This is a genomic window from Corynebacterium aquatimens, assembly GCF_030408395.1.
Lineage (GTDB): Bacteria > Actinomycetota > Actinomycetes > Mycobacteriales > Mycobacteriaceae > Corynebacterium > Corynebacterium aquatimens.
Window position 1 is genome coordinate 1,947,323 of the sequence record NZ_CP046980.1, and the last position, 15,247, is coordinate 1,962,569.

Consider the following 15,247-nt stretch of genomic DNA (forward strand, 5'->3'; position numbering starts at 1 on the left):
TCTTTGACACCGACTCACTCGCCAATATCGACAAGGAGAAGAACAATGCCGCTGATCGAATCCGCCCACTGGACTCCGCCGGACGACCATTGGCTGATGCCGGACTACGACGTGGAGACCTTCGATACGAGACTGATTCGGCAGTATCTGCTCCTGATGGATCAGCCAGCGACATCGCCGCAGGTGTACCAGTTTCTAGAGGCTCTGGCCGACGAACTCAGCGAACGATTCCTACCAGCAATCACGAAGGAACTGGAGGACAATCGAGCGCCGGAGGAGACAGACGCCGACGTAGCGCGGAATCGTCGACGCCTGATTTTTCAGTTCCGCCAACACCAGTTCGCAACCCAGCTCCTAGCCCCGGCTCAGGCCAAGTACCCTGGGCAGTGGGCAATACTTCATCCACTACTGCTGGCGCATCGTCCCTTCAACCGGACATCCGCAGCCGAGAACGCAGTGATGAAATCAACAGTTTTGGCAGCACACCAGGAACTGGGGCTTCCCACCGATCCAGCGACAATCGACGACCGGTGGAAGAATCTGAACGAGCAGGTCGATTTGCTACTGACGCAGCGCAAGATTCACCACTTTCAGCAGTGGATGAACCGGAAGGCCGAGTATCCGGTCAGCGCGGAAGCAATGCGAAACCTGTGGAAGCAGGAGCAGATACTCACCGCCAATCAGATTATCCACCAGGAGCTAACCGAACCGATAACCGCGAAGTATCTGGCCGAGGAGGAGAATTCCTCCCGGGCGGCCGATTTACTCTAGCGCCGAGCAGCGAGCCAACTACCAGCCCTGCAACTATTACCGCCGACCAGTACCGCCTACTGGCTGCTGACCTCGACCAGCGTGAGCAATTGGTCGACCAGCCAGAATCCCTGGAAGGCTATGCTCTGCAGACGTGGCGGAGCCAGCTTGAAGCGCTCGCCACTCGGTCGGGCTTGGTTCGTGATGCCAACGGCGAGGTGGCTGATAACCCGTTTTGGGCCACCGTTGGTCGCGTGTTTTCTGAACAATCCGTCGATGACCTGACAGCTATGGTCAACAGCCCAGCGGCCACCGAGGAATATATTTCACGCGCGCATTTAGAGCTGGCTCGCCGTGGCCGGTTCTACACCGACGGACGCGATCCTGACGATACGGATTTGTTGCTTGCCGACGCTGCCTTTGGGCGCGTCGGCCTTGACGAGCTTACTGACGACAACATTCGCCAGATTACTGAACGCTGGGAAACCCCCGACTTCACCACGCAGCTAACTCCGCCTGCCCGTGAGGCACTGTCTGCTTTGGGAGACTGGGCACATGATGCCACAGATCTGATTGTTGCTGACCAGGTGGCAGAGAACCCGCAGTTTTATCGCGAGCAGCTGCGCTTAGGACGCACCACTAGTCCTTTTGTTCGCGATGCGCTGCTGGCGCATCTTGACCGAGACGAGCTAATTATGGCCTGGGCCGAGGGCCATATCCGTAGTACAACCGCCGATGATGACCCGGCTCGGTTACTTCTCTCCGAGCTTCCGGCGGACCTCGACGAGACCCAGTTGCAGGCGAGTCACGAGAGTCTGAGTACCCTGCGTGAGTCGGCTCCTGTCCACGTGCAGTCTTATCTCGACGAACTGCTCACTGACGCATATGCCGAAATCGCCGTCCGCGCCGATGAGGACGACACGCACACCGAGGCATCTGCCGACCAACCACGATCCGGTACCGCGCTGAGCTTTTCTCCACCTGCTGAGTCTCTGGCACCTCAGGGTGCGAAGGCACGTGCTCACGCCAACATCGAGGCCATCAAACTGCTAGCAACACTCGATGAGGAAAATCGCTGGCCGACAGCCGAGGAGCAGACAACCCTGGCAACCTATTCAGGTTGGGGTGCTGCTGACCAGGTTTTCCGTTCCAATAATGATCAATGGGCACGTGAATATGACGACCTGGTGGCCGCCCTTCCTGACAATGTGAGCATTGACCAGCTCAGAGCCTCGGTGACCACGGCCTTTTACACCGCTCCTGGGGTCACAACAGCTATGTGGGATGCGCTGCAGACAGCGGGATTTGACCGTGGCCACGTGCTGGAGCCAGGATCTGGCATAGGCGGATTTATCGGTGCGGCACCAAACACCGTCGAAGTTACCGGGATCGAACTCGATCCGATCGCGTCTCGCATTAGCTCCCTGCTCTACCCGGAGGCTACAACTCTCCACCGCGACTTTACGGGCTCTTCGTGATTGGGAGTGCGTTGGTCGTTTCTTGGGGTGCTGGGGTGTTGCACAAGATGTGGGGGTCCTTGCTGGGTTAAGGATTTAGGTGTTCAAGCCAATCCACAACCCAACAAGGACCCTGGTATGCAGCCTAGTTCCAACATCGTCGCCGACACCATTTGCCGCACCGCGGAGCTTGGGTTGGCGATCACCAATGCCGCGCACAACGACGAGTGCACCGTTATCGACTGTGAAACGCTCGACCCGATCAATGCCTGCCCGTCGTGTCAGCAACCGGGCTTGTTGCGCGATCACACCTACCGGCAACTGGTGGATCTGCCGGTGGTCGGGTTTCCCACCCGGCTGCGGGTGCGGGTGCCGCGGTATCTATGCAGCAACGATTCCTGCGCCCAGCAGATTTTCCGGGCTTCGCTTTCCTGCGCTGATGACCGCTCGAAGGTCACCCACCGGGTGGTGCGCTGGATCCTGCAGCGCTTAGCGATCGACCGGATGAGCGTTGCCGCCACCGCCAAAGCACTCGGGATTAGCTGGCAGCTGACATGCGATCTCGCATTGTCCATGGCCAGAGCCCTCGTCGCCGACCCCGACCACTTGGCCGGGGTGCGCGTCATCGGGGTTGACGAGCACAAGTGGGCCCACAACCGCAAGGCTGCCGGCGGCGGGTTCGTCACCGTGATCGTGGACATGACTTACCAGCACACCGGCCAACCGGCCAGGTTGCTTGATGTCATCCCGGGCAGAAGCGCCGAAGTGCTCACCCGCTGGATCAACCAACGTCCGAAAATCTTCCGCGACCAGGTGGAGGTGATCACCATGGACGGGTTTCAGGGTTACGCCACCGCAGCCGATGAAGCCCTGCCTCAGGCCAGGCGGGTGATGGACCCGTTTCACGTGGTGCGTCTTGCCGGCGACAAAGTCACCGCGTGTCGGCAGCGGCTGCAGCGTGAAACCTACGGCAGGCGCGGCAGAACCAACGACCCGTTATATAAAAACCGCCGCACCATGCTCACCCGCATCGATTTTTTAACCGGTGAGCAGCAGCACCGCCTGGATGTGTTGTTCAACTACGACGACGACTACGCCGTGCTGCAAGAAACGTGGCTGGTGTACCAGGAGATCATCGACTGCTACGAAGACCCGAACAAGACCCGCGCGAAAACGAAGATGCGCCGGTTGATCAACCGGCTGCGCGGGCTACGACAAGCCGGGCTTGATGAACTCGCCCAACTCGGTCGTACCCTGCACAAACGCCGCGCCGACATCCTCGCGTTCTTCGACATCGGCGCCTCCAACGGCCCGGTCGAAGCCATCAACGGCCGCCTCGAGCACCTCCGCGGCATCGCCCTCGGATTCCGCAACATCAACCACTACATCTTGCGGTGCCTAATCCACTCCGGAGGCCTCCAACCCAAGATCAACGCACTCTAAAACACGAAGAGCCACTTAACTGGGTTAAGTGACAAAATGTGTGTCTGATTTCCGGTATATCTGCTGATCAGGCTGCATAAATCGGGCTCGAATAGGGTTTTTCGCCTTATTCTGGCTCGTTTTTCGTTCAATCCACCGGAATGGCACCTTCATGTGCTAGCGGGGTGTTGGTGTGCTTTCCCGGTGACACCAAACAGACCACGATGCCCCTCATGTCATGGGGAAACAAAGAAAAACGGTCCCACTCCCAAAGGCTCCACTAGGTGGCGGTGCAAAGACTGCGGAGCCACCTTCATACGCCACCGCACCGACCAAACCCAAGCTCGGGACTTCACAGCGTTTCACGCCTACGTCACTGGCACAGCGTCACTTAACGACGTAGCTGGTACCTTGAACGTCTCCCGCCGCACGCTCGACCGCCGGTTCGCCCCGTTTTGGCTCATCGATGTTCCCAACACCCCAGACCCACACCGGGTCTACGACCAGATTTTCATCGACGGCACCTACACCGACGCTGGCTGCCTGCTGGTTGCCGCAAGCCGCGACCACGTCATCGCCTGGCACTGGGCTAAAAGCGAATCAGCCCACGCCTACACTCAACTACTAAGCGGCATCGCCGCACCGTTATGCGTCGTCCTCGACGGCGGCCAAGGCGCCTTATCCGCCATCAAAGCCTGCTGGCCCAACACGCTGATCCAGCGCTGTCTCGTCCATGCCCAACGCGTTGTCCGCCGCTACACCACAACACGCCCCCGCACCGATGCCGGCAAGGCCATCTATGCACTAGCGCTGAAACTGACCACGATCACCACCGTGGACCAAGCCCGGGAATGGACGCTGCGTCTACACGACTTCGCAGTGGTCTACAAGGCCTTCCTCAACGAGAAAACACTCCTACCCAAAGAGCGCCGCACCCTCAACCACCAATGGGAATGGACCCATATCCGTGTGCGTAGGGCTTACAACTCGCTTGTGCACCTTTCACGCAACAACTGGCTGTTCACCTACCTCCAACCCCCGACAGACGCACTCGAACCCGACCGGTGGGCAGCAACCACCAACAGTCTTGAAGGCGGGATCAACGCCCAACTCAAACGCATCGCTGACGCCCACCGCGGCAGATCAGGAGAGCGGCAACGCAAAATGCTCGAATGGTACCTGCACTCGAAAACGCAACTGCCTGACGCCCCATTACAGATCGCCAGGCAGTGCAGGTTCGGACAAGATCAACTCGCCAAAGTTCCCGATCTCGTCACTAAAGACCGAAACGAATCCGACCATCAAACAGGCCGACCAGCCTTCTACGACAACGCTATCCCAACCGACTACGAACACTCAGTAGGAATCAGAAAAGGACCCCTCAAATAACAAAAAGCGTGCCCCACCGGCGACACGCCGACCAGACACACTTTTTGTCTATTAACCCACTTAACTCGCGATTCTGACCGGAAATGAAGAAGACCCCTACCGGGAATTTCTCCTGGTAGGGGATCAAAGTTGGTAGCGGGGGCCAGATTCGAACTGACGACCTCTGGGTTATGAGCCCAGCGAGCTACCGAGCTGCTCCACCCCGCGCCAGGTGATTACTCACCGCGTCGGAGCAATCAGTCCGTATGTCCTGATCGCTGACAACGGTTAGCAACTATACGACGCAGAGCCGATAAGGCCAAATCGCCTGGTAGAAGGCTGCGGCACTACGCTTGGGCACAGGCCCTTACGCGAGTCCCTACTTGGTCATGTTCTGGTATTCGGCGACTGCTTTGTCCAGTTCGTCGAGAGCCTTGCCGTATTCCTCGAAGCTGCCGTTGCGCTTGGATTCAAGGTTGCGCAGGGCGTCGTCGATACGCTTGACGGCTTCCTCCTGGTTGGCTGGGCCCGCGGGTGCCGGTGGGGCGTCGTTCTTGTCTGCTTGGTCGGACGGTGCCTGGGCCTTCTCCGCGTCTGGTTGGTCCGGCTGACCGTCGTTGTCCTCGCCTTCATCACCGACGAGGTCGATGTCCTGGGCAGCCTTCGAATCGATGCCGACCTGGTTGAGCGCCTGGGAAATGGTCGGCGCGTAACCCACGCGGCCCTTGTAGAAGACAAGCACGCGAAGCAGCTTCGGGAACGCGGATGCCTGGTCCTTGCGCTGCGAGTAGATCGGCTCAACGTAAAGGATTTCACCGTCAGCCACCGGAAGGGTGAGCAGGTTACCGTTCTTCAACGTGTTGGACCCTGTCCACAACGTGCGGTCACGCGCCACCTGGTCGGAAGACATCAGTGCATCCTGGGCCTGTTTCGGACCCTGGGTTTGGGTGTTCGTGGGCAGCACGCGCACGGTGATCTTGCCATAGTTCTCCGGGTCAGAGGTCACGGTCATGTGCGCCGCCAAGAACTCGCGGTTCAGGCCGCGGTACGGGGTGATCAACTGGAACGTTGGTTTGTGGGTCTCCGGATCAGACGCCACGATGTAGTACGGAGGCTGGTTGAATTCCTGGCGGCCTTCCGGCGCTGTCGGATCGTTGGGCACCGACCAGAATGCGTCGTTGTTGAAGAACACGCCGGGATCAGACACGTGGTAGCGGGCAAGCAGCTCACGTTGGACCTTGAACAGATCCTGCGGGTAACGCAGGTGCTGGCGCAGCTGATCAGAGATTTCGCTGCTGGGCTTAACCGAATCCGGGAAAGCCCCCATCCACGCCTTCAGCACGGGGTCATTGTCATCGAAGGCGTACAGGTCCACCGTTCCGTCGTACGCATCCACAGTGGCCTTGACGGAGTTGCGGATGTACGCGACGTTGTTGTTCACAAGGCGCTGGTTAGTCCCTTCGGGGTTGAGAGCATCTTGCGTTGTATCCGACAGGGACGTGCGGCGGGAATATGGCAGCTGCGACAGCGTCGTGTAGCCATCGACGATCCACTTAATCCGGCCGTCGATAACCGCGGGGTACGTCTGGGAATCGGTGGTGAGCCACGGCGCAACCTTTTCAACGCGCTGGCGCGGGTCGCGGTCGTAGAGAATCTTGGAGTTGCCGCCCACGCGGTCAGACAGGAGCAAGTTGATCTCCTGGTACTTCAGCGCATAGGCGGTGCGGTCCACCCAGTTGCCAATGCCCACGCCACCTTCACCGTCGTAGGTGAACTTAGTGGTTTCCGTGTCGTATTCCAGGTCGCCCTGACCGATGTCACCGACGATCGCGTAATCCCGGCCGTCCTCAGCAGAGGCGATGACGGGACCGTAGTAGACACGTGGCTGGTCCACCGCGATGCCTAGGTCCTGGGCGGCCTTCTCACGAGTCTCGTTGCCCTTGGACTGCAAGTCATACCAGGAGAACACTGGGAGGCCACCGCGGGTGGACCCCGCATCCTGGGCCGCCTCGTCCACGATGTTTGCCTGCGCGGCGATGAAGCCGTTTCCGTGGGTGTAGACGGTGTGGCGGTTGATCCAGTCACGCTGGTTTTCACTCAGGGCATTGGGGTTGACCTCACGTGCGGCAACAACAAAGTCCCGCAGCTCACCATCGACGGTGTAGCGGTCCATTGCCAACGTATCGGGGAATCCGTAGAAGTTACGCAGCTGCTGGTTCTGCGTAAACGTCGGGGAAATAATCTCTGGATCTAGCAGGCGGATGTTAGAAATCGTGGCGCTATCGTTGCCCACCTCCCCGTCTTTGGTGTCCCCGGATCCCCAGTTCTGCTCATAGGTGATCTTGTCGTCCGTCAGCCCGTACGCCTCGCGCGTGGCCTTGATGTTGCGGTCGATGTACTCAGCTTCCTTCGCCGCACGGTTCGGTTTTACGGAGAACTGTTCAATCAATGCCGGCCATGCTTGGCCGATGACCACAGACGAACCCAGCATTAAAACGGTTGCCAGGATGGGCACGCGCATGTCCTTGTACACGATGGAGGCGAAGAACGCGCCCGCGACGATCACGGCGATGACAACCAAAATGATGCGGGCGGGCAGGCTGGCGTTGATGTCGGTGTAGGACGCGCCGGTGAAAACATCATTCTGGTCGTACGTCAGCGCGTAGCGGTCCAGCCAGTAATCAGCGGCTTTGACCAGCATCCACAGACCTGCCGTGACTGCAAGCTGGATGCGGGCGGCCTTGGTCATCGACCCTTTAGTGCCCTTGATGTTGTTGCCCACGGTGATTCCGCCCAGCAGGTAGTGCCCCACCAAGGCGATGAAGAAGGCGACGATGAGCAGCATGGACGCCACACCCACGAGCGCTGACAGCGCCGGCAGCGTGAACGCGTAGAAACCAAGGTCGCGGCCGAACTGAGCGTCGGCAGAACCAAACGGCTTCGAGTTAATCCACAGCAAGAACGTGCGCCAGGCACCCTGACCGATCGCACCGGTAATCAGACCGACGAAGACGGGGAGCCATACAAGCATGCCGCGCACCGTGTTCTGAACGCTGGCTTGGTACTGAGCCGCAGGCGACGTCGGGTCGTCGAAAATCGCGGCGTTCGGAAGCGACGGCCGCCCACGCCACACCAGGTAGGACGCCGCGAAGCTCACGCCCAGGCCGAGCAGGCCAAAGATGAGGAACAGCACAACGCGGGTGAGCAATGTCTTGGAGAACACTCCGCGATAGCCGATCTCACCGAACCAGCGGAAGTCTGTGTAGAGGCCCACCAGCATCGGTGTCACAAAAACTATGAGACCGATGATGGCGACGATGGTCAAAAGTCGGTTCGTGGATTTCCCACCGCTTGGGCGGGGACGGTTGAGGCGCGTGGCCACATCCAGCTCCTTTATGTATGCGTTCTATCTCGGCTAACTTTTAAGCGCTAACAATTAAGCCCTAACATTTAAGCCTAAAGTCTTTAACGTCCAACGTCATCGAAGGGTTCCCTGTGTCCGATCGTGCCCATACCCAACAAGCGCTTAACGCGGCGATGAGCGAAGCTGTGGAGTACGCAAGAAACCTCGCCCCGCTTTCGCGGCCGGTGCTGTTCGCTTTAGTTCCCACGGTTGTTCTTGCGGGTTCTTTGCAGCGCTCGCTTGACGACGAATCGGCGCCGCTGACACTGGTGGTTCAAGATGAACTCCCGGAAGAGCTTGTGTCCGGAAGTGATGAGTTAGCCGCCTACATTGCCAGTACACAGTGGCCGGACGCGGTTGAAGGCGTCATCTTGGCCCAGGAGATCCGCTTTCGGGACCCAAGCTCCACGCCGGTCGACGACGGTGCTGCCCGTCCCGCGCTGCTTGTCTCAGGTGTATTGCGCGCAGGTCCGGAGACCACGTTGCTGAGCATCCCCCAGGACAACGGGGCAGATGAACTCCGCGGGGGTGACGCGGTTGCTCCGGCAGTGATTTCGGCTCTCCGATATAGTTTGGGGAGGTTCGACGGGCACGCTACTACCCCGCCCGCCGCGTTCTAACACCGGATTTAAAGGAGACACCCGTGCCGATTTTCGTTTCACCCGTACACCGCACCCGCGGCGGGAAGACTGGGCTCTCCCGTGTTCTCGCGGCAGCCGCTGCGGTGTGCCTCGCGGCCCAAGTGAGTGCGTGTACCACGCAGGAAGACCCCGACACGCAGACGACTCCTGCTGAGACATCGGTGGAAACCTCCTCGTCCGCAGAAGAGTCCACCACGGAAACGTCCGAGGCGGAAGACCCCACCATCACTAAAGTGCGGGAGATCTTCGCGTCCGTCGCGCCAGATTCGCTTTTCGACGAGTTCAAGTCCTGCTCTGCATCCCGCAAGGAGTACTACGAGTGCTCGGGACCGGAAGTGGGCCAGTTCCAGTTCTTCGATTCTGATTCGAAGGCTTCATCAACCACCCAGCTTTTGACGTCCTCCCGCAACGCAAAGGTGATTGAGGAAAACGGGGACCGCATCGTCGGCTGGATGTCCCTGGCTGATTCCGCAGTCATCAGCGTTGTGGACAACAAGGACGGCAAGGTTTTGCAGCAGTTTATGCAAACCGGCAATGAAGATCCCAAGGAGCGCATCGAGTCCCTGGGGCTGCTGACCGGTGAAGGTAGCGAAACGGACGCGAGCAGCACCGAATCGGCTGAGGAATCATCTGATCCCCAGGTAACCGAAACCGTCACTGTGGCAAACTAGCGCTACTTGCATGTGATTACGTCGCGCCCCGCGGCGTAATCTTCCATCGCTTTCACGGCGTCAGCGATCGTGCTGACCTTGGCGATCACCATGTCGCCGCTTTTCGCCTTGGCCGCTGCGGCGCAGTTGTCGCTCGGTGCAAGGAAGAGTTCCGCACCCGCGTTCTTCGCGCCGACGATTTTGTGCTCGATGCCACCGATGGGTCCGACGTCGCCGTTTTCAGCGATCGTGCCCGTTCCCGCGACGTTTTTGCCCCCGTTGAGCTCACCGGGGGAAAGTTTGTCGATCACGGCGAGAGAGAACATCATCCCGGCGCTGGGTCCGCCGATGTCATTGAGGTTGTAATTCACCCTGATGTCCCCCACGGGCTCAGAGGTCATGCTGATACCTAGAAACGCCTTGGACGCATCTTTCTCATTCTTTCCAAGGGTGACCTCAACCTCGCGTCGCTCCAGCGCGCCCTCTTTGTCGTCCTCCTTTGAGCGCTCAATGCCGATGGTGACTGTGTCCCCCGGCGCGCGTTTTTGGATCAGTTTTTGCACTTCCGTGGGCTCAGAGACTTTTTCTCCCCCGACGCTGGTGATGGTGTCCCCCGGTTTCACCACACCATCAGCAGCGGACTTATCAACGACTTCAAAGACCACAACCCGGGTTGGCTTACCCAGGTAGCGCATCGCGGCGACGGTTGCCGCTGATTCGGAGGCGAGGAAGGCTTGCTTGTTCATCTCCTTCATCTCCTCCTCACTGACGTTCGGGGGCATGATCTGTTCGATCGGGACGATCGAATCCCCCGTGGTCAGCCAGATGTACATGAACTGGCCAAACGTCATGCCGGTGCGCACCGACACCGTCGTCATATCTAACGATCCACTGGTGGGGTCCTCGTCCGTGCCCTCAATCTGGATGACGGGGGTGCCCTCGACCTCGCCGAGCGTGTTGAACGTTGGCCCAGGCCCTTCGGACGCGTACGGAACGGTCAGGGAGATATCGGTGCCCGGGACGTGGTCCAGTACGGTCAGCCCGACCCCCAACGTCACCGGGATGACGCCCCACGCAAAAACTGTCCGCCACAACGGCGGGGTGGGACGCGTCGGCGCGGGGGTCTGATTCACCCGGCTTAGCCTACATCAGTAGCCGGGCACCAAAAACCAATGCGAGCCAAAACCGACTCGAACCAGTGATTGCGCACAGTCGGTAGGGTGGACTGCATGGCTTCAGGATTTGGATTTTCTTTCTCTAACGACGACCGGGACGGTGACGACCGAGGTCCCGGTGGTTTTGGGGAATTTTTTAACCAGTTCAGCAGCATGTTTGGTGGCATGCCGGGCATGCCCGGCACGCCCGGCGCGCCCGGAAATGACTCGGCGGAGCCCTCAGCGGTCAACTTTGACGTCGCGTTGCGCGCCGCCCGTCAACAGCTGAAAAACAAATCTGGATCAACCGCCAATGACAGCCAAGCGGTGCAAGATTCTGTCCGCCTGGCCAATCTCTGGCTGGACAACGCTACCTCCCTCCCCGATTCCGGCGCGCGCCCGGAAGCATGGAGTCCGGACGAATGGCTGACAAACACGATGCCGATGTGGAAACGGCTTGTGGAGCCCGTCGCTAAGCAAATGGCTCGCGCACAACTAGACATGATGCCGGCGGAGGCACGCGAAATGCTGGGCCCGCTGTCAACGATGATCACGCATTTCAACTCGATGGGTTTGGGCACGAAGCTGGGGCGTGCGCTGGGCGATCTGGCTAATTCCGCGTTCACCGGAACTGACTTTGGGCTTCCCGTGGCGCCGAGCGGAATCATCGGCGTGGTGCCGAAGAACATCGAATCGACCGCTACCGAGCTTTCTGTTCCCAAGCAGGAAGTCTTGGTCTACATCTCCGCGCGCGAAGCAGCCCGCACCCGACTCTTCACGCACGTTCCGTGGCTGGTTGAAAGCATCGTCTCCTCCGTTGAGGAATACGCAGTCGGCTTGGAGCTGGACACATCCCACATTGAGGAAGCCCTGCGCGACCTCAACATGGAGTCCGGCGATCCTGCTCGCATGCAGGAATCGCTCGCTGGCCTGCAAAACCTCGACCTCTCTCCAAAGATCGGCTCCCGCAACGCTGGTGCCGCATCACGGCTGGAAACGCTTCTGGCGCTCGTCGAAGGGTGGGTTGAGGTTGTGGTCGCAGAAGCCCTCAACGACCGCATTCCGTCCGTGTCCGCGCTGACGGAAACGTGGGCTCGCCGCCGCGCAACCGGCGGATCCGCGGAGCACGCGTTTTCCAACATCGTGGGCATCCCGCTCGGCGATCCCCGTACGAATGAGGCCGCGGAACTCTGGCGCCGCATCACCAATGCCGTGGGCACCGAGCGTCGTGATGCCGTGTGGGAGCACCCAGACCTGCTGCCTACTGCGGACCACCTGGAAAACCCCGCGGCCTTCATCGACACCCTGCTGGATGACGCGCCGGATGAAAGCTTCGATGAGGAAGTGGCCAAGCTCGAAGAAATGCTGAAAAACGAACCCGGCCCCAGCGAAGACGACCGTCGCGCAGGAGGCGCACCGGACAGCGAGTAGGACTACGAGGGGGGAAAGAAATGAACAGCGAAGTTCGAACCGTCCGTTTCGCACCGGGGGTTCGCGTACTGCGGCGCGATGAGTCGACCATTCAGTTCGGCGTCGACGCGACGCGCAGCGGTGCGATCAACGTGCCAGCTGATCAGGCTCTCGCTGTGTTTGAGCGTGCGCACGACCCCATTGACGTCGAAGACCTCGTTTCCAGTTGCGCGGACCTGGACGGGATGACGCCCACGAGCGCACGCGAGCTTATCGACGATTTGGTTGCGTACCGCATCCTGGTTCCGGCGGTGAGCCACCGGGTTTTACTACTGGGCCGATCTGCACTCGCTGGGCAGATAGCTTCAGCGCTTCAGGCCCTGGGGATCTCGGTCCGCATGCCGGTAAGCGGTGAAACCATTGCCGGGTTTTTAGACCGGACCGATTCTGACGCGCCGATCCTCATCGTTGACCAGCTAGCGGACACTCCCCAGATTTCCCGGATGCTCACTTTCCATACAGGCTGGCGCATTCCCGTGGCTACCGTCGATGCACGCGTGCGCGTCGGCCCCCTATCCTATGGGCCCCACGGACCCTGCCCCATGTGCGCCCACCTAGCGGACACCGCCCACGACGAGCAGTGGCACAACATCTCAGTCTCCGCAGCAGCCACCCCTGCACGACTCGACCCGAGCGTCGTCCTCTCCGGCGCGATGCTAGCCACCGTGATCACACGCAGGATCCTTGGCATCCCCGACCCACCCGGCGTCGCCGCCCCCGCCCCAGTGCCCGGGCACGTCTTCACCGCCGACCCATTTGGAATGCCCATGGTCACCCAACGACTCGATCACCCGCACCCACTGTGCCCCGTCTGCTTCTTGCGGCACTCCCCAACCGCTCAGACCGAAACCGACCAGACCGACACGGCCCAGACCGAAACCGATCACTCCCGGAACGGCGCCAGAACCGCCAGAACTTCCTCGCCATAAAGCTCAAGTTTGGAAGGTCCGATTCCGGAAATATCCAGCAATTCCCCTGCTGAAGACGGCATTGACTCGACAACCGCCAACAACGTTGCGTCGGTGAACACCATGAACGCGGGGCGCTGCTCACGCCGCGACGTATCCAACCGCCACTGCTTCAACGCAGTAAAGGCAGCTTCGTTGTAGGTGGGTTCACAGTCGCGGTGGCGGCCGAGGGATTTGTCCGCTGGCGCCGTCAGAACACCGTTGCAAACGCGGCATAGCCGGCTGCGCGTCAGCCTCGACGGCGCCTCTTCAATCTCCAGCTGCGGGGCGATTCCGTCCATGAAGCGGGAACGTTCCCGCGAAGCACGGCCGCCCTCTTGACGGGCAAAGGACCACGACAGTTGAAGGTGCTCACGCGCACGCGTGATGCCTACGTAGAACAGCCGCCGTTCCTCTTCAATCTGTTCCTCCCCCGCCTTAATCGCGTGGGAGATCGGCAAAGTTTTTTCCACCAAGCCAACGAGGAAAACGGCATCCCATTCCAACCCCTTCGCGGCATGCAGACTGGCCAGCGTCACGCCGTCAACAGACGGCGGCTGCTTGGATTCAGCGCGGGTGCGCAGGGAACGCAGAACCCCTTCGAGGCTGTCGGCCTCCTGCGTGGCGATGATGTCCGTGATCAGGCCAACCAGTGCGTTGAGCCCTTGCCAACGCTCACGGGCTTGCGCACCTTCGGGTTCAGTGGCGCTCAAGCCCAGCGGGGCAAGCGCGGCCTTTGCGATTGCTACCGGGTCATCGGGCAAGTCTGTTCGCCGCGCGGCTTTCACCAGCGCGGAGATTGCTTCACGCACCTCGGGGCGAGTGAAGAATCCTTCACCACCGCGCACTTGGTACACGATCCCGGCGTCCGACAATGCTTGCTCAAACGCAACTGACTGTGCGTTTATGCGGTACAAAACCGCGATCTCCCGCGGCGGAACTCCCTGTGCAATCAACGTGGAGATCGCGCGCGCTACCTCGCGCGCCTCCGTCGGTTCATCATCGTAGGCCGCGAACGTTGGCTCCGGCCCCGGGGCGCGCATGCCCTGCAGCTCCAATCGGGTTCCCGCTACGCGCCCAGTCGCTTTGCCGATCACTGTGTTTGCCAGATCCGTGACCTGCGGTGTGGAACGGTAGTCCCTTTGCAGTTTCACCACCGTTGCGTGCGGGTACTTCCGGGAGAAGTTCAGCAGATAGTCGGGGCTTGCCCCCGTAAACGAATAAATGGTCTGGTTCGCGTCCCCCACAACGGTGAGATCATCGCGACCACCTAACCACCCATCCAGCACCCTTTGCTGCAACGGCGTGACGTCTTGGTATTCATCCACCACAAACGTTTGGTACTGCGCGCGGAATTCCTCGGCTACGGCAGGGGCGTTTTCCAACGCGCCGGCAACGTGCAACAGCAGATCATCGAAATCCAACAACATCCCGTCAGGGCTTGTCTTCGAGTCTTCATACCGCTGGTAGACAGCCGCCACTTTCTCCGCATCCGCGGGCGGTGTACGCGGGCTCTCCTCAACCCGTTGCACGTACGCCGAAGGGGAAATCAGCGAGGCTTTCGCCCACTCAATCTCCCCCAGCAGGTCCCTAACCATGTCCTTGTGGGATTCCATACCCACTGCCCGCGCGGCGCGTCCGACGAGCGGAAACTTGTTGTCAATCAGCTGCCACGGGAGATCACCCGCGATTTGCGGCCAGAAGTAGCGGAGTTGGCGCAGCGCGGCCGCGTGGAACGTGCGCGCCTGGACACCCGAGATGCCCATTACGCGAAGCCGATCACGCATTTCCCCGGCGGCACGCGACGTGAACGTGACGGCCAGAACCCTCTGCGGGGAAACAAAGCCCTCATCGATCAAGTGCGCGATGCGGTAGGTAATCGTTCGGGTTTTACCCGTACCAGCGCCGGCCAGAATGCATACCGGCCCCCGCGGAGCGGATGCGGCAACCTGCTGATCAGGATCAAGCTGCGCTAGGTCGACCAT

Annotated in this window: 11 protein-coding genes and 1 tRNA gene; 8 read left to right on the forward strand and 4 right to left on the reverse strand. The window is 60.2% G+C overall.

Going from position 1 to position 15,247, the window contains the following annotated elements:
- Positions 1 to 45: 45 nt before the first annotated feature.
- The 4 genes from CAQUA_RS08820 to CAQUA_RS08835 all read left to right on the forward strand — a co-directional run bounded on the left by CAQUA_RS08820 (position 46) and on the right by CAQUA_RS08835 (position 5,018).
- Complete coding sequence (locus CAQUA_RS08820) at positions 46 to 771, forward strand: hypothetical protein (RefSeq protein WP_196825454.1); 726 nt, start codon at positions 46 to 48, stop codon at positions 769 to 771.
- A gap of 89 nt (positions 772 to 860) precedes the next feature.
- Positions 861 to 2,228 (forward strand): class I SAM-dependent methyltransferase, encoded by a 1,368-nt coding sequence (locus CAQUA_RS08825; protein WP_196825453.1) that lies wholly within the window; start codon positions 861 to 863, stop codon positions 2,226 to 2,228.
- 117 nt (positions 2,229 to 2,345) lie between these two features.
- Positions 2,346 to 3,650 carry an ISL3 family transposase gene (locus CAQUA_RS08830; protein ID WP_196823808.1) on the forward strand — a complete coding sequence of 435 codons (1,305 nt, stop codon included), beginning with the start codon at positions 2,346 to 2,348 and terminating at the stop codon, positions 3,648 to 3,650.
- 183 nt (positions 3,651 to 3,833) lie between these two features.
- Positions 3,834 to 5,018: an IS1249 family transposase gene (locus CAQUA_RS08835; protein WP_196824321.1), complete on the forward strand. Its 1,185-nt coding sequence runs from the start codon at positions 3,834 to 3,836 to the stop codon at positions 5,016 to 5,018.
- A gap of 130 nt (positions 5,019 to 5,148) precedes the next feature.
- Here the strand turns inward: CAQUA_RS08835 and CAQUA_RS08840 are convergent.
- Positions 5,149 to 5,225 (reverse strand) — tRNA-Met (locus CAQUA_RS08840).
- 151 nt (positions 5,226 to 5,376) lie between these two features.
- Positions 5,377 to 8,379: a UPF0182 family protein gene (locus CAQUA_RS08845; protein WP_196825452.1), complete on the reverse strand. Its 3,003-nt coding sequence runs from the start codon at positions 8,377 to 8,379 to the stop codon at positions 5,377 to 5,379.
- 113 nt (positions 8,380 to 8,492) lie between these two features.
- Between CAQUA_RS08845 and CAQUA_RS08850 the strand changes: the two genes are divergently transcribed.
- Both CAQUA_RS08850 and CAQUA_RS08855 read left to right on the forward strand, forming a co-directional pair.
- Complete coding sequence (locus tag CAQUA_RS08850; protein WP_290178234.1) at positions 8,493 to 9,020, forward strand: PPA1309 family protein; 528 nt, start codon at positions 8,493 to 8,495, stop codon at positions 9,018 to 9,020.
- A gap of 23 nt (positions 9,021 to 9,043) precedes the next feature.
- Entirely contained in the window at positions 9,044 to 9,712 is a 669-nt protein-coding gene (locus tag CAQUA_RS08855; RefSeq protein WP_196825451.1) for a hypothetical protein, read from the forward strand.
- 2 nt (positions 9,713 to 9,714) lie between these two features.
- Here the strand turns inward: CAQUA_RS08855 and CAQUA_RS08860 are convergent, their stop codons facing one another.
- Entirely contained in the window at positions 9,715 to 10,824 is a 1,110-nt protein-coding gene (locus CAQUA_RS08860) for a YlbL family protein (RefSeq protein WP_290178235.1), read from the reverse strand.
- Between the two features lie 96 nt (positions 10,825 to 10,920).
- Between CAQUA_RS08860 and CAQUA_RS08865 the strand changes: the two genes are divergently transcribed.
- Entirely contained in the window at positions 10,921 to 12,276 is a 1,356-nt protein-coding gene (locus CAQUA_RS08865; RefSeq protein ID WP_196825450.1) for a zinc-dependent metalloprotease, read from the forward strand.
- A 20-nt stretch (positions 12,277 to 12,296) separates the two neighbouring features.
- Positions 12,297 to 13,244, forward strand: a complete 948-nt coding sequence (locus tag CAQUA_RS08870) for a hypothetical protein (RefSeq protein WP_196825449.1) — start codon at positions 12,297 to 12,299, stop codon at positions 13,242 to 13,244.
- Here CAQUA_RS08870 and CAQUA_RS08875 read toward each other — a convergent pair.
- Positions 13,199 to 15,247 (reverse strand): ATP-dependent DNA helicase UvrD2, encoded by a 2,049-nt coding sequence (locus CAQUA_RS08875; protein WP_196825448.1) that lies wholly within the window; start codon positions 15,245 to 15,247, stop codon positions 13,199 to 13,201. The two genes, CAQUA_RS08870 and CAQUA_RS08875, sit on opposite strands and share 46 nt — an antisense overlap.

Bases quoted from the DNA above. Each gene is read 5' to 3' on its own strand.
- CAQUA_RS08820 (WP_196825454.1), top strand. From the start codon at position 46: ATGCCGCTGATCGAATCCGCCCACTGGACTCCGCCGGACGACCATTGG.
- CAQUA_RS08830 (WP_196823808.1), top strand. From the start codon at position 2,346: ATGCAGCCTAGTTCCAACATCGTCGCCGACACCATTTGCCGCACCGCG.
- CAQUA_RS08865 (WP_196825450.1), top strand. From the start codon at position 10,921: ATGGCTTCAGGATTTGGATTTTCTTTCTCTAACGACGACCGGGACGGT.
- CAQUA_RS08870 (WP_196825449.1), top strand. From the start codon at position 12,297: ATGAACAGCGAAGTTCGAACCGTCCGTTTCGCACCGGGGGTTCGCGTA.
- CAQUA_RS08875 (WP_196825448.1), bottom strand. From the start codon at position 15,247: ATGGTCGACCTAGCGCAGCTTGATCCTGATCAGCAGGTTGCCGCATCC.